The organism is Sphingomonas cavernae, from assembly GCF_003590775.1.
GTDB classification, from domain to species: Bacteria; Pseudomonadota; Alphaproteobacteria; order Sphingomonadales; family Sphingomonadaceae; genus Sphingobium_A; species Sphingobium_A cavernae.
In genome coordinates this window covers 271,007-292,171 of record NZ_QYUM01000003.1, presented here as the reverse complement: position 1 = coordinate 292,171, position 21,165 = coordinate 271,007, and the positions used below count along the sequence as shown (strand labels likewise).

The 21,165-nt window shown below is 64.2% G+C and carries 21 protein-coding genes; 19 read left to right on the top strand and 2 right to left on the bottom strand.

Features of this window, described 5'->3' with window-relative positions; translation table 11 throughout:
* The first annotated feature begins 242 nt into the window (after positions 1-242).
* From hslV to D3876_RS09090, 5 genes are all read left to right on the top strand, one after another.
* Positions 243-794 carry an ATP-dependent protease subunit HslV gene (gene hslV / locus D3876_RS09110; RefSeq protein WP_119761566.1) on the top strand — a complete coding sequence of 184 codons (552 nt, stop codon included), beginning with the start codon at positions 243-245 and terminating at the stop codon, positions 792-794.
* Between the two features lie 42 nt (positions 795-836).
* A complete protein-coding gene (gene hslU, locus D3876_RS09105; protein ID WP_119761565.1) occupies positions 837-2,138 on the top strand; it encodes an ATP-dependent protease ATPase subunit HslU in 1,302 nt (433 codons plus the stop codon).
* A gap of 54 nt (positions 2,139-2,192) precedes the next feature.
* Complete coding sequence (locus tag D3876_RS09100) at positions 2,193-4,310, top strand: S9 family peptidase (RefSeq protein WP_119761563.1); 2,118 nt, start codon at positions 2,193-2,195, stop codon at positions 4,308-4,310.
* A gap of 9 nt (positions 4,311-4,319) precedes the next feature.
* Positions 4,320-4,715 (top strand): nuclear transport factor 2 family protein, encoded by a 396-nt coding sequence (locus tag D3876_RS09095; protein WP_119761562.1) that lies wholly within the window; start codon positions 4,320-4,322, stop codon positions 4,713-4,715.
* A gap of 73 nt (positions 4,716-4,788) precedes the next feature.
* Complete coding sequence (locus D3876_RS09090) at positions 4,789-5,412, top strand: hypothetical protein (protein ID WP_147417627.1); 624 nt, start codon at positions 4,789-4,791, stop codon at positions 5,410-5,412.
* 3 nt (positions 5,413-5,415) lie between these two features.
* On the opposite strand, the gene D3876_RS09085 is transcribed toward D3876_RS09090, so the two are convergent.
* Together D3876_RS09085 and D3876_RS09080 are read right to left on the bottom strand one after the other, a co-directional pair.
* The gene (locus tag D3876_RS09085) at positions 5,416-8,304 is read right to left on the bottom strand and encodes a M16 family metallopeptidase (RefSeq protein ID WP_119761558.1); all 2,889 of its coding nucleotides are present in this window, start codon (positions 8,302-8,304) and stop codon (positions 5,416-5,418) included.
* 106 nt (positions 8,305-8,410) lie between these two features.
* Positions 8,411-9,745 carry a DEAD/DEAH box helicase gene (locus D3876_RS09080; protein ID WP_119761557.1) on the bottom strand — a complete coding sequence of 445 codons (1,335 nt, stop codon included), beginning with the start codon at positions 9,743-9,745 and terminating at the stop codon, positions 8,411-8,413.
* A 278-nt stretch (positions 9,746-10,023) separates the two neighbouring features.
* Between D3876_RS09080 and D3876_RS09075 the strand changes: the two genes are divergently transcribed.
* From D3876_RS09075 to D3876_RS09015, 14 genes are all read left to right on the top strand, one after another.
* Positions 10,024-11,355, top strand: coding sequence for a M20/M25/M40 family metallo-hydrolase (locus tag D3876_RS09075; RefSeq protein WP_182911966.1), 1,332 nt, complete (start codon positions 10,024-10,026; stop codon positions 11,353-11,355).
* A gap of 50 nt (positions 11,356-11,405) precedes the next feature.
* On the top strand, positions 11,406-11,978 hold the full coding sequence (locus D3876_RS09070; RefSeq protein WP_119763645.1) for a NifU family protein: 573 nt from the start codon (positions 11,406-11,408) through the stop codon (positions 11,976-11,978).
* Between the two features lie 32 nt (positions 11,979-12,010).
* A complete protein-coding gene (locus D3876_RS09065; protein WP_119761555.1) occupies positions 12,011-12,604 on the top strand; it encodes a malonic semialdehyde reductase in 594 nt (197 codons plus the stop codon).
* Positions 12,605-12,608: 4 nt separating this feature from the next.
* Complete coding sequence (gene tsaB, locus D3876_RS09060; protein WP_119761554.1) at positions 12,609-13,220, top strand: tRNA (adenosine(37)-N6)-threonylcarbamoyltransferase complex dimerization subunit type 1 TsaB; 612 nt, start codon at positions 12,609-12,611, stop codon at positions 13,218-13,220.
* On the top strand, positions 13,217-13,708 hold the full coding sequence (gene rimI / locus D3876_RS09055) for a ribosomal protein S18-alanine N-acetyltransferase (protein ID WP_119761552.1): 492 nt from the start codon (positions 13,217-13,219) through the stop codon (positions 13,706-13,708). Before tsaB ends, rimI begins: the two co-directional genes overlap by 4 nt.
* Before the next feature lie 91 nt (positions 13,709-13,799).
* Positions 13,800-14,213, top strand: a complete 414-nt coding sequence (locus tag D3876_RS09050; RefSeq protein ID WP_119761551.1) for a Ros/MucR family transcriptional regulator — start codon at positions 13,800-13,802, stop codon at positions 14,211-14,213.
* Positions 14,214-14,333: 120 nt separating this feature from the next.
* Positions 14,334-14,756: a Fur family transcriptional regulator gene (locus D3876_RS09045; protein WP_119761549.1), complete on the top strand. Its 423-nt coding sequence runs from the start codon at positions 14,334-14,336 to the stop codon at positions 14,754-14,756.
* A 4-nt stretch (positions 14,757-14,760) separates the two neighbouring features.
* Complete coding sequence (locus D3876_RS09040; RefSeq protein WP_119763643.1) at positions 14,761-15,507, top strand: lysophospholipid acyltransferase family protein; 747 nt, start codon at positions 14,761-14,763, stop codon at positions 15,505-15,507.
* Between the two features lie 10 nt (positions 15,508-15,517).
* Positions 15,518-16,858, top strand: coding sequence for a tRNA (N6-isopentenyl adenosine(37)-C2)-methylthiotransferase MiaB (gene miaB / locus D3876_RS09035; protein ID WP_119761548.1), 1,341 nt, complete (start codon positions 15,518-15,520; stop codon positions 16,856-16,858).
* The gene (locus tag D3876_RS09030) at positions 16,858-17,853 is read left to right on the top strand and encodes a PhoH family protein (protein WP_119761546.1); all 996 of its coding nucleotides are present in this window, start codon (positions 16,858-16,860) and stop codon (positions 17,851-17,853) included. Before miaB ends, D3876_RS09030 begins: the two co-directional genes overlap by 1 nt.
* Positions 17,846-18,355: an rRNA maturation RNase YbeY gene (gene ybeY / locus D3876_RS09025; protein ID WP_119761544.1), complete on the top strand. Its 510-nt coding sequence runs from the start codon at positions 17,846-17,848 to the stop codon at positions 18,353-18,355. The genes D3876_RS09030 and ybeY overlap by 8 nt, the downstream gene beginning before the upstream one ends.
* A gap of 11 nt (positions 18,356-18,366) precedes the next feature.
* Positions 18,367-19,263: a hemolysin family protein gene (locus D3876_RS09020; protein WP_119761542.1), complete on the top strand. Its 897-nt coding sequence runs from the start codon at positions 18,367-18,369 to the stop codon at positions 19,261-19,263.
* 192 nt (positions 19,264-19,455) lie between these two features.
* On the top strand, positions 19,456-19,683 hold the full coding sequence (locus tag D3876_RS20230) for a hypothetical protein (RefSeq protein ID WP_147417626.1): 228 nt from the start codon (positions 19,456-19,458) through the stop codon (positions 19,681-19,683).
* A gap of 119 nt (positions 19,684-19,802) precedes the next feature.
* Complete coding sequence (locus tag D3876_RS09015) at positions 19,803-21,158, top strand: PQQ-dependent sugar dehydrogenase (protein WP_119761540.1); 1,356 nt, start codon at positions 19,803-19,805, stop codon at positions 21,156-21,158.
* The last annotated feature ends 7 nt before the right edge of the window (positions 21,159-21,165 follow it).

Below are 21,165 nucleotides of genomic sequence, written 5' to 3'. Positions count from 1 at the left end.
AGCTCGCTGATGGACATCTGATGGCCTTGCACCTGGGCCGGCGCACCGGCCTTTGGTGCTGTTGATGCGTCGTCAGCCACGCAGTCTCCTGTCCGGTTGCCCGATCTGCGCCCCTATTATGTTTCGACCTTCATGACCTGTCGCGCCATCAAAAGCCACCCCGCACCAACGATTTCGCGCAACCGTTGCACCGTGGCGACAGCACCCCATATGCGCCAACACATGATGCAGCGGGGACTTGAATGAGCGAATTACCCAAATGGCACGGCACGACGATCCTGTCGGTGCGCAAGAACGGCAAGGTTGTGGTGGCGGGCGACGGCCAGGTTTCGATGGGTCAGACCGTGATGAAACCCAATGCGAAGAAGGTGCGCCGCCTCGGTGACGGCAGCGTGATCGGCGGCTTTGCCGGCGCGACTGCCGACGCCTTCACGCTGTTCGAGCGACTCGAGGCCAAGCTCGAACGCCATGCCGGGCATCTCATGCGCGCTGCGGTCGAACTCGCCAAGGACTGGCGGACCGACAAATATCTGCGCAACCTCGAGGCGATGATGATCGTCGCCGACAAGGAGACGACACTGATCCTGACGGGCAATGGCGACGTGCTCGAACCGGTGGGCGGCGTGGCCGCGATCGGTTCGGGCGGCAATTTCGCACTCGCCGCAGCGCGCGCACTCGTCGATTATGAGCAGGATGCAGAGACGATCTGCCGCAAGGCGATGGGCATCGCGGCGGACGTCTGCGTCTACACCAACGACCAGTTGACCGTCGAAACGCTCGCCAGCGCTTCCTGACACTGACCCCCTCTCCCGCGACAGCGGTTCAGAAAGAAAAGAATGAACGACGCCCTTACTCCCAAAGCCATTGTCGCCGCGCTTGACGCGCACATCATCGGACAGAAGGACGCCAAGCGCGCGGTCGCCGTGGCGCTCCGCAACCGCTGGCGTCGCCAGAAGCTCAAGGCCGATCTGCGCGACGAGGTGACGCCCAAGAACATCCTGATGATCGGGCCCACGGGCTGCGGCAAGACCGAGATCAGCCGACGCCTTGCCAAGCTGGCCGATGCGCCCTTCGTGAAGGTCGAGGCGACCAAGTTCACTGAGGTCGGTTATGTCGGCCGCGACGTCGAACAGATCGCGCGCGATCTGGTTGAAGAAGCGATCCGGCTGGAGCGCGAGCGCCGCCGCAACGCGGTGAAGGACAAGGCCGAGGAGGCGGCGATGAACCGGCTGCTCGACGCGCTCACCGGCAAGGACGCGAGCGAGGCGACGCGCAGCGCCTTCCGCCAGCGCTTCGAGGACGGCCATCTCGACGAGACCGAGATCGAAATCGAACTCGAGGCCGCGCCCGGCATGCCCTTCGAAATCCCCGGTCAGGGCGGTCAGGTCGGCATGATCAACCTGTCCGAAATGATGGGCAAGGCGTTCGGCGGCAACCAGCTCAAGCGTCGCAAGATGAACGTCCGCACCGCCTGGACCAAGCTGGTCGAGGAGGAAGCCGACAAACGCCTGGATCAGGACGAGGTCAGCCGCACCGCGCTCGCCGATGCCGAGGCCAACGGCATCGTCTTTCTCGACGAGATCGACAAGATCGCGGTTTCCGACGTGCGCGGCGGATCGGTCAGCCGCGAGGGTGTGCAGCGCGACCTGCTGCCATTGATCGAGGGCACGACGGTCGCCACCAAATACGGCCCGATGAAGACCGATCACATCCTCTTCATCGCGAGCGGCGCCTTCCACGTCGCCAAACCCAGCGACCTGCTGCCGGAGCTTCAGGGCCGCCTTCCCATTCGTGTGGAATTGCAGGCGCTGACCGAGGACGACTTCATCAGTATCCTTTCCGACACCAAGGCGTCGCTGCCCGAGCAGTATAGGGCGCTGATCGGTACGGAGGGTGTGGAGGTCGAGTTCACCGAGGACGGTATCAAGGCGGTCGCGAGGATCGCGGCCGAAGTGAACGGCCAGATCGAGAATATCGGCGCACGCCGCCTCCAGACCGTGATGGAAAAACTACTCGAGGAAGTCAGCTTCGACGCCGAGGATCGCCAGGGAGAGAAGCTGGTGATCGACGCCGCCTATGTCGACAGTCAGCTCACCGCCATCGCGCGCAACACCGATCTGAGCAAATACGTGCTCTAGCCGTGGCCTTCCCGCCGTGCGATGCAGTCCATCGCACGGCAAGGGAGGGAGCGAATGGTGAAGCGGTTTCTGGCAGGCGCGGTATGCCTTTTGTCGGCGACATCCGCATTCGCCGAACCAGCCCCAACGCCCCCGGTCGCTGCCAAGAAGCCCCATCAGGTCGCCGCGCCTTTCGGCGCCGTCCGTGAGGACGAATATTACTGGCTGCGCGACGATACGCGGAAGAACCCGGACGTCCTGTCCTGGCTCGCCGCCGAAAACAGCTATGCCGATGGGCAGCTCGCGCGTCTGACGCCGCTCAAGGACACGCTCTTCAAGGAAATCACGGGCCGCATCGCACCCGACGACAGCAGCGTCCCCTATCGCCAACGCGGCTATCTCTATTACCGTCGCTTCGCCGCCGGGCAGGACTATCCCGTCACCGCGCGCCGCAAGGGGGCGATGACGGCGCCCGAGGAAGTGCTGCTCGATCAACCCGCCATGGCGAAGGGCAAGGGCTTCTTCAGCATCGGTGCATGGGAGGTGAGCCCCGACAACCGCTATGTCGCCTATGCCGAAGACAGCGTGGGTCGGCAGCAATTCAGGCTCAAGGTGCGCGAGATCGCCACGGGCCGGATCGTGGACGAAACCGTCGCCAATATCGAGGACGCGCTCGTCTGGGCCGACGACAACCGGACGATCTACTATATCGACAAGGATCCGGTAACGCTGCTGTCCAAGCGCGTGAAGGCGCACGTCATCGGTACGCCAGCGAGCGACGACCGGCTGATCCATGAGGAAAAGGACGACAGCTTCTACATCAGCCTCAAGCGCACGGCCTCGGACAAATATGCGTGCATCTTCCTGTGGAGCACGACGAGCAACGAGGCGCGCTGCGCGCCCGCTTCGGGCAAGGGCGAGTTCACGGTCTTCGCGCCGCGCGAAAAGGGCTGGCTCTACAATGTCGACCATATCGGCGATCGCTGGCTGGTGTGGAGCAACCATCAGGCGCCCAATTACCGGCTGATGAGCGTGCCCGACACCGCGCAGACCGCGGACCGCACGCAGTGGCGCGATCTGGTCGCGCCCAGCGACACCGCCTTCATCGAGGCGTTCAAGCCCTTCAATGGCTTCGTCGCGATCGAGGAGCGCGTGAACGGCAACAAGCGCATCCGCCTGCTCGCCAATGACGGCAAGTCGACGTCCGTAGCCGCCGACGAGCCCGCCTATACGATGACGCTCGACACCAATGCCGAGCCTGCGACCGACTGGCTGCGCTATCGCTATGAATCGATGGTGACCCCGCCGACCATCTATGAGGTCAACGCGAAAACCGGCGAGCGTCGGCAGCTCAAGCGGCAGCCCGTGCCCGGCTACGATCCCGCACAATATGTAACCGAACGCGTCTGGGCGACCGCGCGCGACGGGACCAGGGTTCCCGTCTCGCTGGTCCACCACCGCAAGTTCCACCGCAACGGCACCGCCGCACTCTATCAGGTCGGCTATGGCGCCTATGGGTCATCCTATGACCCCGCGTTCAACATCGCCTGGCCGAGCCTCGCCGATCGCGGCATGGTCGTCGCGATCGCGCAGATCCGCGGCGGGCAGGACATGGGGCGCGCCTGGTATGACAATGGTCGCCTGATGAAGAAGATGAACAGCTTCACCGACTTTATCGACGTTACCCGCCATCTGGTGGCGCAGAAATATGCGGCGCCGCGGCGGACCGCGGGCTTCGGGCGCAGTGCGGGAGGACTGCTGATGGGTACGGTCGCCAACATGGCGCCCGAGGATTACGGCGTGATCGTGACGCAGGTGCCCTTTGTCGACGCGGTGACGACGATGCTCGACCCGACGATCCCGCTGACCACCAACGAATATGACGAATGGGGCAATCCCGAGCAGAAGCCGGCCTATGACTATATCCTCGGCTATTCGCCCTACGATAATATCGCGGCGAAACATTACCCTGCCATCTATGTCAGCACCGGCCTTTGGGACAGCCAGGTGCAATATTATGAGCCCGCGAAATGGGTGGCGCGCCTGCGCGAGAAGAAGACAGGCGACAATCCCCTGCTCTTCCGCGTGCAGATGGAAGCCGGACATGGCGGAAAGTCCGGACGCTTCAGGCGTTACGAGGAACAGGCCGAATATCTGGCCTTCATGATGGACCAGCTTGGCGTGGCGCAATAGGATGAGATCATGACCGGAATCATCGAGAGCTATTACGACGCGTTCAATCATGGCGATGCCGAGCGCATGCTCTCGCTGCTCGCCGACGACGTCGTCCACGAACCCTGTCAGGGCAGCCCGCGCGTCGGCGTCGGCGCGTTCCGCGAATTCCTCGACCACATGAACCGCTGCTACAAGGAGCACGCGATCGAGCCGCGCATCCTTTACTCGCCCGCGGAGAATCATGCGTCGGCCGAGTTCATGCTCGAGGGCAAATATCTGAAAACCGACGGCGATCTTCCAGTCGCGAAGGGCCAGCACTATCGCCTGCGCGTCGGCGCGTTTTTCGACATTGCGGGCAACAGAATCACGCGCGTCACCAACCACTACAATCTGCAGGACTGGATCGATCAGGTTTCGGCCTGAAGATCCACCGTGAGCCGGAATTGACCGAAGCATGAGGAAGTGAGCGCGTGACCTGATCCGAGGGAGGCATGCCGTGCCAACGTCGATCCGTAGCTCGCCTGCAGCGCTTGCTGCACCCATCGTCACGGCCCTCCTCGCCTCCTCGGCTGCGGTGAGCTTTGCGCTATGGGCCGGAAGCGACGTGATCGAACAATCGCAATTCGCCGCTCGGTGGACGGCGCGCGCCAGCTTTCTTGTCTTTCTGGTGGCCTACACCGCCTCTGCAATGGCGCGGCTGTTTCCGGGCCCCGTGACGAAGGCTCTCCTCAGGCGCCGCCGCCAATGGGGGTTGGGCTTCGCGCTGTCGCACACGATTCACCTCGCCGCGCTGATCACCTATCTTTCGCTTTCGGGCGAAGAGCGTCCACTTGGCGTCCTGATCGGGGGCGGGCTCGGCTATGCGCTGATGTTCGCGATGGCGCTTACATCGAACGATGCCAGCCAGCGGATGCTTGGCGGTTGGTGGAAGCGCCTGCACCGGTTGGGCATCCACTATATCTGGTTCATATTTTTGTTCAGCTATGCAGGGCGCCTTGCCGATCCCGATCGCATCCAGATCGGGCTGGTCTTCACGCCCATTGCACTCGCTGCCCTCGGCCTGCGCATAACCGCCAGATACAAATCCTTGCGCAGGGGACGCGCTGCTACCGCCGGCTGACGGTCACCGCGCCGCAGTCTGCTTTTCAGGAAGCACGACCATCGACCAGCTCTTGTCCGCGATCAGATAGCGCCCTGCGGTCTCCTGGATCTGCTCAGGCGTGATGCTGAGCAAGTCGCGCGCCAAGCTTTCCATCGCCGCCAGCTTGCGCGGATCGCGCGACGATCCTGCGGTCTCGCGCATCCAGTATTGGTTGCCCGTGCTTGCGCGCATGTAATATTGCTGGATCGGACCCAGCGTGCGCCTCAGTTCGTCTTCGTCGACGGGCTTTGCCGCAAGATCCGCCGCAATCTCGCGCGCCAGCTTGAAGAATTGCTCGGTTCCTTCGGGCTTCAACTGGCCGAGCACGATCAGATAGCCACCATTGTCCATCCCCGTCGGCCACTGGCTTGCGACGGTCGGGCTATAGCTTGCACCCGCCGACGAACGAAGCTGGTCAAACAGCCGGTCGTTGAAGATCGCCGCCAGCACCTCGAGCTTGCGCGCTTCGGTGATGTTGTCGAGCCCGCCGCCCGTGGGCCAGGCGATCACCGCCGCCGACTGCTCGGCCGCGCCGCTATGCGTGCGCACGACCGGGGTCGCATTGTGCGGCGGGACGCCGGTGACGGCGTTCGCCGGTTCGATCGCCGCGGGCTTGCGCGCCTTCATCGCGCCAAAGGTCGCGCGCGCTGCCTCGATCGCCTGATCGGCCTCGAAATCGCCGAAGATCTGAACTTCTATCGGGCCGCTCGCCAGAATCGGTTCCCACAATTTGCGGAACCCCGCGGGCGTCAGCGCATCGACCTCCTGCCGGCTCGGCGTCGCCCAGCGTGGATCGCCGCCGCGCACCAGCGTATCGAGATCGCGCGTGATCACCCCCGCCGGAGAGGCATCCATCACGTCATAGCCCGCGAGCATCTGGGCGCGCGCACGCACCACGGGCGCCGGATCCCAGCCTGGAAAGGCCAGCTTCGCTGCCATCAGCTTCAACTGGTCTGCCAGATCGGGCGCGCGCGTCTCTGCCTTGAGGACAAAAGCATCATCCTCGATATCGACGCCCATGTTGATCTTGCGGCCATTGGTCAGCCGGTCGAGCTCCTCCAGCCCCAGCTTGCCGATGCCGCTTCCCACCAGCGCCATCGCCCCCGACCACGCGACGGTCTCCCGGTTCGCCGGCAGCGCCTTGTAGCCATTGCCGAAGCGCACGCTGACATAGACCTTGCCCGGCTCGCCCTTGTTCGGGAACAGGATCAGCTTGCTGCCGTTGGACAGCGTCACTGTCTCGATATTGAAGTTGCTGAGCTTTGTGCGGTCCGTCACCGTGCCGGCGGCGCCGAATTTGGGCAGGTCGGCAAAAGTCACCGCGCGCGCGTCGTCGCGTGCGGCAAGCGAGGTTACGTCCTCTGCCAATGCGGCAGCCGCAAGCGCGTCGCCATTGGCGAGCGGCTTGGGCGTGCTCAGCACCAGGCGAGGCCCCGCCCCCTCGAACAGCTTTTTGGTGGAGGCAAGGAGATTTGCGGGCGTGAACAGGCGCTTGGCGCCGCGGAAGATCGTCAGCGCGCCCTCTGCTGTCGTCACCGTCTCGCGGATATCGACCGCGCGCACGAGATCGTCGGCCTGTCGCGAACCGGGTTCGGCGCCTTCATTCTCAAGCTGTGCGAGCAGCGCGAGGTCGAATTCCTGTACCTCGCGGTCGATCTCGGCCTGCGACGCCGGCGTACTCGTGGCGTTCGCGATCTCCGCGCGCACGTCGCGCAGCGCGGCCTGCCAGTCGTCGCCAAGCGGAACGAGCGATACCATCGTCGTATCGGCGGAGCGCGAGATATCCTCCTGCTGGACCTGCGCCTGCAGGAAGCTGCCGCCCGCGCGAGCGCGCGTCTCGAGCCTGCGGTTGATCATCCGCACCGCCAGAGCGTCGACCATCAGCCCTTCATTATAGGTGACGGTGTCGTTGACCTGCGCCCAGGGACGCATCACCCCCAGTTGGACGATCGTCGGAAAGCTGGGCTCGACGAGCGCGGTCACGGTCTTGGCATTGGGGTCGGGCTTGCCGAAATCGGGCTCGGCGGGCTTGGGCCCCGCCCCGCGCCAGGCAGAAAAATGCTTTTTCACCAGCGCTTCCATCGCAGCCGGATCGGCATCGCCCGCGATCACCACCACCGCCCGCTCGGGGCGGTACCAGCGATCGTGGAATGCCTTCAGTCCCTCGGCGGTCGCGCTGGAGAGGGTCTGGGAGGTGCCGATCGTCGAGCGGTTGGCGAGCCTTTGCCCCGCGAAGAAGTGCTGCCGCGTCGCATCGCCCATGCGCACCGCGGGACCGAATTGTTCGCGCTGTTCGGCCATCACCACCGCGCGCTCGGCATTGACGGTGGTGTCGCCGATGTTGGGCGCCTCCATCATGCCCGCAAGGATCTTGATGCTCTCGTCGAGCCCTTCGGGACGCGCATTGGGCAGGTCGAGCTTGTAGACCGTCTCGGTCGGTGTCGTCGACGCGTTGCTGTCGCTGCCGAAAGTTGCGCCCAGCCGTTGCCAGATCCGCTTGGATTCACCCTCGGGCACGAATTTGGAGCCGCGGAAGGACAGGTGCTCGAGGAAGTGCGCGAAGCCCTGCTCCTTGTCCTCCTCCATCAGCGAGCCGGCGTCGATGCGGACGCGGATCGAAACCTGCCCGGGCGGCACGCCGTTACGCCGGATGGCATAGCGCAAACCGTTGTCGAGCGTGCCGAACAACCATGCCTTTTCCTGCGGGACGTCACTGTTGACGTAAAGCCACGGCACCTCCGCCTGTTTCGCGGCTGCTTGTGGAGCAGGCGCTGGCGCCTGCTGCGCGACGAGCGGAACCGAGGCAAATCCGATTGTCGCGGCAAGGGGAAGAAGGGTGAAGCGCGCGATGCGCGAGGTGCGGGACTTCATGGCCCGCAGAATATCGGGCGTAGCTGAACAAATCCAATACGGATTCGGCGAACAGCGCCCCGCAAATGACGAAAGGCCCCTCCCCGAAGGAAGGAGCCTCTCAATATCAGCGGCTGCCGAAGCGCTTTACCGCGCCCTTGTGCGCCCCTGGGGCACCCTTGCGGCGACGGTGAAAGGGCCGCTTGGTCTTGTCGCCAGCGGGCTGCTGCGTGCGGGCCTCGCCGCCACGATCGTCATGGCGCCGCTTGCCCGGCTGCGCCGCGGACGGCGCACTGCGCGGAGGCTGGGGCAGCTTGGCGGCCTGCGCGAGGAAATCCTCGGGCAGCGGCACGGTGTCGAGCTTGACGCGCGTCAGACGCTCGATCTGCTTGAGCCACTGCTTCTCCTCGCCATCGACGAAGCTGATCGAGACACCCTCCGCTCCGGCGCGCGCGGTGCGGCCGATACGGTGGACATACTGCTCGGGGACGTTGGGCATTTCGAAGTTGAACACATGGCTCACCCCCGGAACGTCGATGCCACGCGCCGCGATATCGGTCGCGACGAGGATCTTGATCTCGCCGTTGCGGAATGCCTGGAGCGCGGCGGTGCGCTGCGGCTGCGACTTGTTGCCGTGGATCGCGAGCGCGCCGACGCCCGCGGCTACAAGGTGCTTCACCACGCGGTCAGCGCCGTGCTTGGTGCGCGTGAAGACGAGCGCGCGCTCGATCGGCTCGGCCTTGAGCGTCAGCGTCAGCAACGCCTGCTTCTCCTTCTGGTTCACGAAGGAGACGTACTGGCGCACGCGCTCCGCCGTGGTCGACTGCGGCGCGACCGACACCTTGATCGGATCGGTCAGAAAACGGTCACCCAGCTCGGCGATCGCCTTGGGCATGGTCGCCGAGAAGAACAGGCTCTGACGCTTGGTCGGCAGCAGCTTGTCGATGCGCTTCAGCGGCACGATGAAGCCCAGGTCCATCATCTGGTCGGCCTCGTCGAGCACGAAGATCTCGACGTCGCGCAGGTGGAAGGCGCGCTGGTCGATCAGGTCGAGCAGGCGGCCCGGCGTCGCGACGACGATGTCGGCGCCCGCCTTGAGCTTGCTGATCTGCCGGCCAATCGGCACGCCGCCGAACACGACTTCGACCGAGAGACGCAGGTTGTGGCCATAGTCGCGGAAGGACGTGGCGATCTGGCTCGCCAGCTCGCGCGTCGGTGAAAGCACCAGCATCCGGCAGCTCCCGAGCGGGCGCGGCTTGGGGTTACGCGCGAAATAGTCGAGCGAGGGCAGCGCGAAGGCCGCGGTCTTGCCCGTTCCGGTCTGCGCGATACCGCACAGATCGCGGCCCTCGAGCAGCGGTGGTATCGACTGTACCTGGATGGGGGTCGGCTTGTCGTAGCCCTTGGCGGCGAGCGCCTTGATGATCGGCTCGGCCAGGCCAAGGTCGGTAAATCTTGTCATTTAATACTCACATGTCATGCGAAGCGCGGCCGCGCACGGGACGTGCGGGCGCGAAACGCGGGGTTCGTTGACGACCCGCGTGAAATGGGAAGCCTTGCAAAAGCAAAGCGCATCTCTTCGGCCGGTCCCGGATTTCCGGGCGTTCACGCTGCCGAATATGGTCACGGCCGGTCCACCGGCCTGATGCGCTGGCGGCCATATGGCTGTAAATCGTGGCAAAAGCAAGGCGTCGGGTGTGCGGCGCTTGATCGTGGCCGATCTCTGCAGCACAAAGCACCATGCAAACCGCCCGAGAAAACCGTTTCGTGATCAAGCGCTTCGCGCTTGCCCTGCCGTTGCTGCTTGCCGCTTCGCCGCTTCACGCCCAGCTTGCTCCGGTCGAGCGCAAGATGGCAACCGCGGTCGAGGCCGACCAGGAGCGCCCGGTCGCGTTGCTCGAGAAGCTGGTCAACCAGAACTCAGGCACGCTCAATCTCGAAGGCGTGACGAAGGTCGGCGAGATGATGCGCGCCGAGCTCGAACCGCTGGGCTTCGCCGTGCGCTGGGTGCCGATGGGCGCGACCGGGCGCGCGGGGCATCTGATCGCGGTCCACAAGGGCAATAACCGCGGCAAGCGCCTGCTGCTCATCGGCCATCTCGACACGGTGTTCGAAAAAAACTCCCCCTTCCAGCGCTTCGAGCGTCAGGGGTCGAAGGGAATCGGTCCGGGCGCTGGCGACGATAAGGGTGGCATAGTCGTCATGCTGATGGCGCTACGCGCGATGCACGCCGCGGGCACGCTCAAGGACGCCGATATCGAGATCGTGCTGACCGGCGACGAGGAGGAAGCGGGCGATCCCGTCGAGATCTCGCGCGCGGATCTGATCGCCGCGGGCAAGCGCGCAGACGTCGCACTCGATTTCGAGGGGCTGGTCATCCAGGATGGCCGCGACATGGGCTCGATCGCGCGTCGCAGCAGCTCGGGCTGGACGGTGACGGTGACGGCCTCGGGCGGTCACTCCAGCGGCATCTTTAGCAAAACGGTGGGCGATGGAGCGATCTATGCGCTGGCCAAAATCATCTCCTCCTTCCGCACCGAGCTTCCTGAGCCCAATCTCACCTTCAATGTCGGCCTGATCGCGGGAGGTGCGACCGCCGAAGTGGCCGAAGGCGGCACGGTCGCCGCGAGCACGGGCAAGACCAACATCATCCCGGAAATCGCCATCGCGCGCGGCGACATAAGGACGCTCAGCGACGAGCAGACCGAGCGCGTCCGCGCGCGGATGCAAGAGATCATTGCTCGGCCCTCGCCCGGCGCGGCCGCCGAGATCGAGTTCAGCAAGCACACCTATCCCGCCATGGCGCCGACACCGGGCAATCGCGCGCTGCTCGACCGGTTGAACGCCGTCAACCGCGACCTCGCCCTCCCCCAAATGCCCGCGCTGGATCCCTTGCGGCGCGGCGCGGGGGATATCGCCTTTGTGGCGAAGGACGTCGACGGGCTCGTCGGCCTTGGGCCGTCGAGCACGGGCGATCATGCGCCCGGCGAGGCGGTGGACCTCGACAGCTTTTCGCGTCAGGCGAAACGTGCGGCGATTCTGATGTCAAGGCTCAGTCGGGAAACACGCTAAACACGTGGCGCGGGCTTGATCCGGGACGGCTTTGCCCCCAAATGCGCACCATGCTGATCGAGACAGAAACCACGCCCAATCCGACGACGCTCAAGTTCCTGCCCGGACGCCGCGTGATGGATGCGGGCACGCGCGATTTCGCCAATCCCGAAGAGGCAGAGATCTCGCCGCTCGCCGAGGCGCTGTTCGCACTGGGCGATGTCGAGGGCGTGTTCTTCGGCGGCGATTTCATTTCGGTCACAGCGGCGCCCGGCGTTGCCTGGTCGGATCTCAAGCCGCAGGTGCTTTCGGTCCTGCTCGATCACTTCACCGCCGAAATGCCGCTCTTCCGTCCGGGCAGCGCCGGCGGGATCAGCGTGCCCGCAGAGGAGGAATTCACCGACGATCCTGCAGATGCTGATATCGTGGCCCAGATCCGCGAACTGATCGACACACGCGTGCGCCCCGCGGTCGCCAATGACGGCGGCGACATCGTCTATCGTGGCTTCGACAAGGGCACCGTCTATCTGCGCATGCACGGCGCCTGCGCGGGCTGTCCGTCCTCGACGGCGACGCTCAAACACGGCATCGAATCGCTGCTCAAGCATTATGTGCCCGAAGTGACCGAGGTTCGCGCGGTCTGACGCCATCCTGCCAGTAAAAGGGGAATACACAGATGGGCCAACCGCTTTCGCCCGAAGGGCTCGACACGATCTTTCGCACCGCGCGCACCTATAATGGCTATCTCGACAAGCCGGTGACCGAAGACCAGCTTCACCAGATCTGGGATCTGATGAAGATGGGTCCGACCTCAGCGAACCAATTGCCCGCACGCCTCATCTGGTGTGTCAGTCAGGAGGCGAGGAACAAGCTGGCCGCGCTGGCATCGGAAGGCAATCGGCACAAGCTCGAAAAGGCGCCGGTCGCGGTCATCATCGGCTATGACGAGAATTTCCACGAATATCTGCCAGAACTTTTCCCGCACACCGACGCGAAGAGCTGGTTCGCGGGCAATCTCGAGCTGCGTCAGGCCAATGCCTTTCGCAACAGCTCGCTTCAGGGCGCCTATTTCATCATCGCGGCGCGCGCGCTGGGCCTCGACGCCGGCCCGATGTCGGGCTTCGACAATGCGGCGGTCGACAAGGCGTTCTTCGGAGATACCCCCCACATCAAGTCGAACTTCATCTCGACGCTGGGTTATGGCGATCCCGCGACGATCTTCGATCGCAGTCCGCGGCCCGCTTTCGACAAGTTCAACAGCATAGCCTGAAACCTTGCGCCAGCTCGTCATCGAAACCGCAACGGCCGCCTGTTCGGTGGCGCTGTTCGAGGATGGCGTGCTCATCGCGGCGACGCATGAAGAGGTCGGCCGCGGCCATGCCGAATGGCTGATTCCGATGATCGGTGCGCTGCCCGGCAAAGGACGCGCCGACGAAATTCTCGTTGATTGCGGCCCGGGCAGCTTCACCGGGGTGCGAGTCGGCATTGCGGCCGCACGCGGACTGGGCCTTGGCTGGAAGGTTCCGGTGCACGGTTTCTCCTCGCTTGCACTTATCGCAGCCGGCGCGGACTGGGGTGCTGAGCCGACGCTTGCAGTCGCGATAAACGGGGGGCATGGTCAGCTTTTCGTTCAGCGGTTCGAGAGGGCGCCCATGCGACCGGCATCCGATCTGGCTTCACTCGTCCCGGCGGCCGCCGCCGCACGCTTTGCCGATCGGCTGGTGATCGGCAATGCCGCGGCGTTGCTGATCGATGTGCGCGGGCTTGGCGAAGCGCGCGAGGCTGATGCGCGCGCCAGCGCCGCCATAGCGATCCCCGCTGCGCTTCGTACTCTTCCACCCACTCCGATCTACGGGCGAGCGCCCGACGCAAAGCCGATGCCATGAGCACGGCGGCCGACCACGCGGTCACCGTTTTCGGCGCGGATGCAACCGCGCTGGTTCCCGTCATGGAAATCATGCGCGCCGCGTTCGACCCCGTCTATGGAGAGGCATGGAACGCCGCGCAGTGCGCCGCCGTCATCGGCGGCCCCGGCATATGGTTGCTGGTCGCGGAACTTGACGGTCGCCCCGCGGGCTTCGCGCTCACGCGCGCGGTGCTCGACGAGGCGGAATTGCTGCTGATCGCGGTCCATCCCGAGGCTCGGCGTCACGGCGTCGGTGCAACGCTGCTTGACGCAGTGCTTGACGGCTGCCGCCAGAGATCTGTCAACCGCGTGTTTCTCGAAGTACGCGCACACAATCCTGCAATCGCGCTCTATACGGCTTTCAATTTTTCCAAGGTCGGTGAACGATGCAATTACTATCGCGGCGCGGATGGTAAATTGTACGATGCACATAGTTACAGTTTGACGCTGAAAAACAGCGAAAATTAACAAACCTTTGATTGCAAAGTGCTGGTTCTCGCGCCATATTGGATAGGCAAGTGCAACTCGCACATCCTACCCGGGTCACAGAGAGAACAAAATGGACAACCAGAACGAACTGTCCGAAACCCTGATCACGCTTACCGCCGACATTGTCGCAGCGCATGTCAGCAATAATAGCGTCGCGGTTTCGGATCTTCCATTGCTTATTCAGAATGTGCACGGCGCGCTCGCCGGCCTGGGCAGCGTGGAAGCAGTGCCGGAAGTAAAGCAGGAACCTGCTGTTTCGATCCGCGCTTCCGTCAAGCCTGACTATATTGTGTGCCTTGAAGACGGCAAGAAGCTGAAGATGCTCAAGCGCCACCTGATGACGCATTATCAGATGACGCCCGAGCAATATCGCACCAAATGGAACCTGCCCGCGGACTATCCGATGGTGGCGCCCAACTATGCCGAACAACGTCGCAGCCTGGCCAAGAAGATCGGGCTCGGCACCAAGCGCCGCAAGCGCTGACCCCCGGCGCGAAGGCGCAGGCGGCACGGCTGGGAAACGTGCCGCCACGGCTTTCGCCAATCTTCAAAAGCGGCTAGGCTCTCGCCATATTATTAATTTTCGGGTGAAAGCACGAACATCATGAGCCGCAAGATCGACGTCGAAGCATTGTGCCACGAACGCGGCCTGCGCATCACCGAGCAGCGCCGCGTGATCGCGCGCGTGCTCTCCGAGGCCGAGGATCATCCCGATGTCGAAAAGCTCCATGAGCGCGCGTCGGCGATCGATCCCGGCATCTCGATTGCCACCGTCTATCGCACCGTCCGTCTGTTCGAAGAGGCTGGAATCCTCGAACGCCATGATTTCGGCGATGGCCGCGCGCGCTATGAGGCCGCGCCGGAATCGCACCATGACCATCTGATCGACGTAGAGACGGGTAATGTGATCGAGTTCGTCGATCCCGAACTCGAAGCGCTTCAGAAGCAGATCGCGGAAAAGCTGGGCTTCCGCCTCGTCGATCACCGTATGGAACTCTATGGCGTCGCGCTCGATCGCAAGAGCTGAACGGTTGACGCCACGCGCGGCGCTGCGCATTGCGGGCATGGTCGGCGCGCTCCTCCTCTGCATCATTCCCCACGGCCTCTGGCGGCTGGTTCGCGTGCGGTCGCCATGGCCGCCACTGTTCCTGGGACTTTGCGCGAGCGCAGCGGGGGTTCGCGTATCCGTCAGCGGCAAACCAATACGGCACAATGTCCTGCTGGCAGCGAACCATTTGAGCTGGCTGGACATCCTGGCGCTGGGCGGCGCTGCGCGCACTGCCTTCGTGGCAAAGGCCGAGGTCGGACGCTGGGGAATCATCGGCTGGCTCGCCGGGTTGAACCACACGGTCTATGTCGAGCGCGATGACCGCAGGGCCGTGAAGGGCCAGGCGAATGCGCTGCGCGACGCGCTGTTGCGCCGCAAGCCGGTCACACTCTTTCCCGAAGGCACCACCGGCGACGGCATCGCCTTGCTGCCCTTTCGCGCCTCGCTCTTCGCCGCCGTCGCGCCCCCGCCCGAAGGTGTCCGCGTGCAGCCCGTGGCGCTCGACTATGGCGACGCCGCCGACGAGATTGCTTGGACCGACGCGGAGCCCGCGGGCGCCAACGCCCTGCGCATCCTCAAGCGCAAGGGCACGATCCCGCTCACCATCCATTTTCTCGAGCCATTGCCGCAGGATGTACTCGCCGACCGCAAGGCGATCGCACTGATGGCGCAGTCGCAGATCGCAAGCCAGTTGGACTCGGCTTCCCGCGAGCACCGGCTTGGCTTATAGCGCAGGGCAGATGACTCGCTCCAATCCCCGCACGTACCAGGTCAAATCCTTCGGTTGCCAGATGAACGTCTATGACGGCGACCGCATGGCCGAAATGCTCTCCGCCGAAGGCATGACCCCCGCTCCCGATGGCGAGGACGCCGATATCGTCGTCCTCAACACCTGCCATATCCGCGAAAAGGCGGTGGACCGGATCTATTCGGATATCGGCCGCCTTTCCAAACGCGAAGACGGCACCCGGCCAATGATCGCGGTCGCGGGTTGCGTAGCGCAGGCCGAAGGCGCCGAAATCACGCGCCGCGCGCGCAATGTGGACATCGTCGTCGGGCCGCAGGCCTATCACCGCCTCCCCGAACTCGTGGCGAAGGCCGCGCGCGGCGAAAGCGCGCTCGACACCGACATGCCGCTCATCTCCAAGTTCGACGCGCTGCCCGGCCGCGCGCGCCAGCAGCGGCCGAGCGCCTTTCTGACGGTGCAGGAAGGCTGCGACAAATTCTGCACCTATTGCGTCGTCCCCTATACCCGCGGCGCCGAGGTATCGCGGCCGTGGTCGGCGATCGTCGACGAGGCGAAGGCGCTGATCGACGGTGGCGCGAAGGAAATCACGCTGCTTGGCCAGAACGTCAATGCGTGGACGGGTGAAGATGAAGCGGGCCACGAACAGGGCCTCGATGGTCTTATCCGCGAGCTTGACCGCATGCCGGGCGTGGAACGCATTCGCTACACGACCAGCCACCCCAATGACATGACCGAAGGCCTTGTTCAGGCGCATGGCGATGTCGAAAAGCTCATGCCTTTCCTGCACCTGCCCGTGCAGTCGGGCAGCGATCCCGTCCTCAAGGCGATGAACCGCAGCCACACCACCGCCAGCTATCTGAAAATCATCGAGCGCGTGCGTGCGGTCCGTCCCGATATCGCGGTGTCGGGCGACTTCATCGTCGGATTCCCCGGCGAAAGTGACGCGGATTTCGAAGCCACGCTCCAGATCGTCCGCGATGTCGATTACGCCATGGCCTATTCGTTCAAATATTCGCCGCGCCCCGGAACGCCCGCGGCCGATATGGACCACCAGATTTCGCCCGAACTGATGGACGACCGCCTCAAGGCACTCCAGGGCCTGCTCAACGAACAGCAACACGCCTTCAATCGCGCGACGCTCGGACGCCGCACGCAGGTGCTGCTCGAACGCAGCGGCAAGCTCCCCGGCCAGCTCATCGGCAAATCGCCCTGGCTGCAATCCATCCACGTCATCGCCGAAGGTGCGGCGATCGGCGATCTTCTCGACGTCGAGATCGTCTCGGCGGGACCCAATAGTCTTGGAGGCGCAATGCTGGAAAAGGTGGCTGCCTGATGTCGCGCAAGGCCGAACAGGCGCAACCCGGGCAAAAGGCCCGCCTCGAAATCCTTTTCGACAAGCCGCAACTGCTCGGCCGCCTCTTCGGCGAATACGACCAGAATCTCGTGGCGATCGAAAACCGGCTGGGCGTCTATATCTCGGCGCGCGGCAACAAGATCCAGATCGAGGGCGAGGCCGAAGCCGCGGCGCGGGCGCGTGACGTTCTGAGCGGCCTCTACAACCGCATCGTCCGCGGCCAGGATCTCGACACCGGCGCGGTCGAAGCCGTGATCGCGATGTCTGCCGAGCCCACGCTCGACGGCATCATCCGCGCCGACGTATCGCAACCGCCCGAAGTCATGATCCGCACGCGCAAGAAGACGATCGTCCCGCGCTCGGCCGGGCAGATCACCTATATGCAGTCGCTGGCGCGCGACGAGATCATCTTCGCGCTTGGCCCCGCAGGCACGGGCAAGACCTATCTCGCGGTCGCGCAGGCGGTCAGCCAGCTCATCACCGGCTCGGTCGACCGGCTCATCCTGTCGCGTCCCGCGGTCGAGGCGGGCGAAAAGCTCGGCTTCCTGCCGGGCGACATGAAGGAGAAGGTCGATCCCTATCTCCGCCCGCTCTACGACGCGCTGCACGACTGTCTCCCCGCCGAGCAGGTCGAGCGCCGCATCGCCAGCGGCGAAATCGAGATCGCCCCGATCGCCTTCATGCGCGGCCGCACGCTCGCCAACGCCTTCATCATCCTTGACGAGGCGCAGAACACCACACCGCTCCAGATGAAGATGTTCCTCACCCGCTTCGGCGAAGGCAGCCGCATGGTCATCTGCGGCGACCCCAATCAGGTCGACCTGCCCGATCCGACCAAATCGGGTCTCGCCGATGCGGTTTCCAAGCTGACCGGCGTGGGTGGGATCAACGTCGTGCCCTTTGGGGTCTCAGACGTCGTACGTCACCCGATCGTCGGTCGGATCGTCGAAGCCTATGAGGGGCGTAGTGCTTGACGTAGCCGTCCAGGCCGGACCCGGCTGGGGCAAGATCGAGGACTGGGAAGCACTCGCGGCGCGCGCGGTGACCGCCGCGCTCCAGATCAGCCCCTATGGCGAATGGATCGCGCGCAACCTCGCGATCGAGGTCTCCATCCGGCTTACCGATGACGATGAGGTGCAGACGCTCAACCGCCAGTATCGCGGCAAGGACAAGCCCACCAATGTGCTGAGCTTCCCGATGGTACAGGCGGACCTGCTCGACGGGCTCGCCAATACCGATGACGGCGAGGTGCTGCTGGGCGACATCGTACTCGCGCGCGGCGTCTGCCGGCACGAGGCGGCCGACAAGGGCATCAGCGTTGCGGATCATGCAACGCATCTGATTGTTCATGGCACTTTCCATTTGCTAGGCTATGACCATCTGGAGGACGCCGAGGCGGAGGCGATGGAAGCGCTCGAGACGCGCGCGCTGGCATCGCTGGGTCTGGCCAATCCATATGACGACAACAGGGGCTGATCACCAGGACCATGCCAGACGATTCCAGTAGCGGAGACAGTAGCGGCCGATTGTGGCGCGGTTTGCGCAGCCTCATCTTCGGCGACGAGAGCGAGCCGACGCTGCGCGACCAGATCGAGGAAGCGATCGAGGAGCACGAGGAGGACGCCGACCGGCCGCCCAATGGCGACCTCTCGCGGATCGAGCGCCAGATGCTCCGCAACCTGCTCCATTTCGGCGAGCGCACCGCAGGAGACGTCTCGGTGCCGCGCGCCGACATCGTCGCAATTTCCGAGACCGCGAGCTTCGGCGAACTCTCTGCGCTCTTCGTCGAGAGCGGACACAGCCGCCTGCCGGTCTACCGCGACGATCTCGACACAATAATCGGCATGATCCATGTCCGCGACGCCTTCGCGATCCGCGCCGAGGGTCGACCCGAACCAGCGAGCATCACCGAACTCATCCGCCAGCCGCGCTATGTGCCCGAGACAATGGGCGTACTCGATCTGCTTGCCGAGATGCGCGCGACGCGTACGCATCTTGCGATCGTGCTCGACGAATATTCGGGCACCGAGGGCCTCGTCACCATAGAGGATCTGGTCGAGGAGATTGTCGGCGAAATCGAGGACGAGCACGACGACGAGCCCGAAGAGTTGCTCGTCGCGATCGACCATGGCTGCTGGGACGCCGATGCGCGCGCCGAGCTGGAGGATGTCGGCGAAATCATCGACCCGCGTCTCGCCGAGATCGACGAAGACGTCGACACCCTTGGCGGGCTCGCCTTCGTGCTCGCGGGCCATGTACCGCAGCCCGGCGAGGTCGTCGAACATGAAAGCGGGTGGAAGCTGGAGATCACCGAGGGTGATTCCCGCCGCGCCACGCGGATCCGCCTGCATCCGCCCCAAGCGGCGATCGAGGAAGAGGTCTAGCGCGGGCGGTTTTCGGCCGGCCGTCCTGTAAGCGAGGTGAAAAACACCGCCTCGTCCCTTTGCGTACGCCCCTACTCCCTTTGTGACACGCAGCCTACCGATTAGTCACTCACTCGATCAATCTGACAAGTTTAATGCGTTTCATCCTTGACGCGAACCGGCGCAATATCCTCTCCGCGGAGGAAAGCGAAAATGGCCGATCAGAAACGACCAATGATGACGGCCCGCGCTGGTCCCGCTATGACTGTGCCAACGACAGGCACGCCTGATTTTATCGGGGGACGACAAATCGCATTGTTCGGGCAGCTTCACTCCGATTATGGTGCGGCTGTACGCAAGATCTGGGAGCAAGCAAAGACGACACTCAATTCCGCCATCTCCGCCCCCGAAGATGAGCGGACCACGGCACTGGCGAATTAGCTCCCGCCTGTGTCGATTCGCTGCCGCCGGTGCCCCCTCCCAAGACCGGCAGCGGGCGAGCCTGAAGCGTGCGCCGGTTTCCCTTGACCGGCGCACGCTCAGGCATATTGTCCCCCCTCATGAAAAAATCGGTCATTGTCCTCATCATCCTGGCGCTGCTCGCAGTGTTCGCGGGCACCATCTATTATGTCGGCAAAGGCGAGCCGGCGAAGCTCGCCGCCGATGCGGTAACGGGCGCGAAGCCCGTGATTTCGGCGCCCAATCGCGAGACTTTCCCGCTCATCAACATCGCCAAGCCTGTCGGCTGGCCGGGTGGTGCGGCGCCCACCGCGCCCCAGGGGCTCCGGGTCGCGGCTTTTGCCGACAAGCTCGACCATCCCCGCTGGATGTATCTGCTTCCGAATGGCGATGTGCTCGTCGCCGAGACCAATTCGCCGCCGCGCGTGGTGGAGGGGCTCAAGGACCGCGTGATGAACCTGCTGATGGGTCGCGCGGGAGCGGGCTCGACCTCGGCCAACCGGATCACGCTGCTTCGCGACAGCAATGGCGACGGCATCGCGGACCAACGCTCTGCCTTGCTCGAAGGGCTGAACTCGCCCTTCGGAATGACGCTGATCGGCGATACGCTCTACGTCGCCAATACCGACGCGATCCTGGCCTTTCCCTACAAAACGGGCGACACGAAGATCACCGCCAAGGGGCGAAAGCTGACCAACCTCCCCGGCGGCTATAATCACTGGACGCGCAACCTGATCCCCAGCCCCGACGGCAAGAAGCTTTTCGTCACCGTGGGTTCGGCAAGCAACATCGGCGAACGCGGCATGGACAAGGAGATCAACCGCGCCGCGATCCACGAGATCGACATCGCCACGGGCGATTCGCGCGTCTTTGCGACGGGCCTTCGGAACCCGAACGGCCTTGCCTACGAACCGACGACCGGCTGCCTGTGGACCACGGTCAACGAGCGCGACATGCTCGGCGGCGATCTCGTGCCCGATTATATGACCTGCGTCGAATTCGGCGCCGACTATGGCTGGCCCAACAGCTATTGGGGCGGGTACGAGGACATCCGGGTAGAGCCGCGCCGCCCCGACAGGCTCGAATATGTGAAGCGCCCCGACTTTGCGCTCGGTCCGCATGTCGCAGCCCTTGGCCTCACCTTCACCGATGGCGCCAATCTCGGCACCGCCTATGCCAGTGGCGCATTCGTGGGCCTGCACGGCTCGTGGAACCGCGAACCCGTATCGGGCTACAAGGTTGTCTACGTCCCCTTCGGACCCAATGGCTATCCCGTCGCCAACGCCAAACCGCAGGACTTCCTGACCGGCTTCCTCAACGCGAAGGGCGAGGCGCAGGGCCGCCCGGTCGGCGTGATCAAGGACAAAATGGGTGGGCTGCTCGTGGCCGACGATGTCGGCAACGTGATCTGGCGCGTCAGCGCGCCGCAGGCCGCGACTCCGGCATCAGCGCGGTGATGAGCGG

What these genes read in the sequence shown, in the direction of transcription:
- D3876_RS09085 (WP_119761558.1), bottom strand. Translation starts at nt 8,304, where the DNA reads ATGAAGTCCCGCACCTCGCGCATCGCGCGCTTCACCCTTCTTCCCCTT.
- D3876_RS09070 (WP_119763645.1), top strand. Translation starts at nt 11,406, where the DNA reads ATGCTGATCGAGACAGAAACCACGCCCAATCCGACGACGCTCAAGTTC.
- D3876_RS20230 (WP_147417626.1), top strand. Translation starts at nt 19,456, where the DNA reads ATGGCCGATCAGAAACGACCAATGATGACGGCCCGCGCTGGTCCCGCT.
- rimI (WP_119761552.1), top strand. Translation starts at nt 13,217, where the DNA reads ATGAGCACGGCGGCCGACCACGCGGTCACCGTTTTCGGCGCGGATGCA.
- D3876_RS09050 (WP_119761551.1), top strand. Translation starts at nt 13,800, where the DNA reads ATGGACAACCAGAACGAACTGTCCGAAACCCTGATCACGCTTACCGCC.
- hslV (WP_119761566.1), top strand. Translation starts at nt 243, where the DNA reads ATGAGCGAATTACCCAAATGGCACGGCACGACGATCCTGTCGGTGCGC.
- D3876_RS09015 (WP_119761540.1), top strand. Translation starts at nt 19,803, where the DNA reads ATGAAAAAATCGGTCATTGTCCTCATCATCCTGGCGCTGCTCGCAGTG.
- D3876_RS09030 (WP_119761546.1), top strand. Translation starts at nt 16,858, where the DNA reads ATGTCGCGCAAGGCCGAACAGGCGCAACCCGGGCAAAAGGCCCGCCTC.
- miaB (WP_119761548.1), top strand. Translation starts at nt 15,518, where the DNA reads ATGACTCGCTCCAATCCCCGCACGTACCAGGTCAAATCCTTCGGTTGC.
- D3876_RS09095 (WP_119761562.1), top strand. Translation starts at nt 4,320, where the DNA reads ATGACCGGAATCATCGAGAGCTATTACGACGCGTTCAATCATGGCGAT.
- D3876_RS09045 (WP_119761549.1), top strand. Translation starts at nt 14,334, where the DNA reads ATGAGCCGCAAGATCGACGTCGAAGCATTGTGCCACGAACGCGGCCTG.
- D3876_RS09080 (WP_119761557.1), bottom strand. Translation starts at nt 9,745, where the DNA reads ATGACAAGATTTACCGACCTTGGCCTGGCCGAGCCGATCATCAAGGCG.
- D3876_RS09065 (WP_119761555.1), top strand. Translation starts at nt 12,011, where the DNA reads ATGGGCCAACCGCTTTCGCCCGAAGGGCTCGACACGATCTTTCGCACC.
- D3876_RS09020 (WP_119761542.1), top strand. Translation starts at nt 18,367, where the DNA reads ATGCCAGACGATTCCAGTAGCGGAGACAGTAGCGGCCGATTGTGGCGC.
- D3876_RS09075 (WP_182911966.1), top strand. Translation starts at nt 10,024, where the DNA reads ATGCAAACCGCCCGAGAAAACCGTTTCGTGATCAAGCGCTTCGCGCTT.
- D3876_RS09100 (WP_119761563.1), top strand. Translation starts at nt 2,193, where the DNA reads ATGGTGAAGCGGTTTCTGGCAGGCGCGGTATGCCTTTTGTCGGCGACA.
- hslU (WP_119761565.1), top strand. Translation starts at nt 837, where the DNA reads ATGAACGACGCCCTTACTCCCAAAGCCATTGTCGCCGCGCTTGACGCG.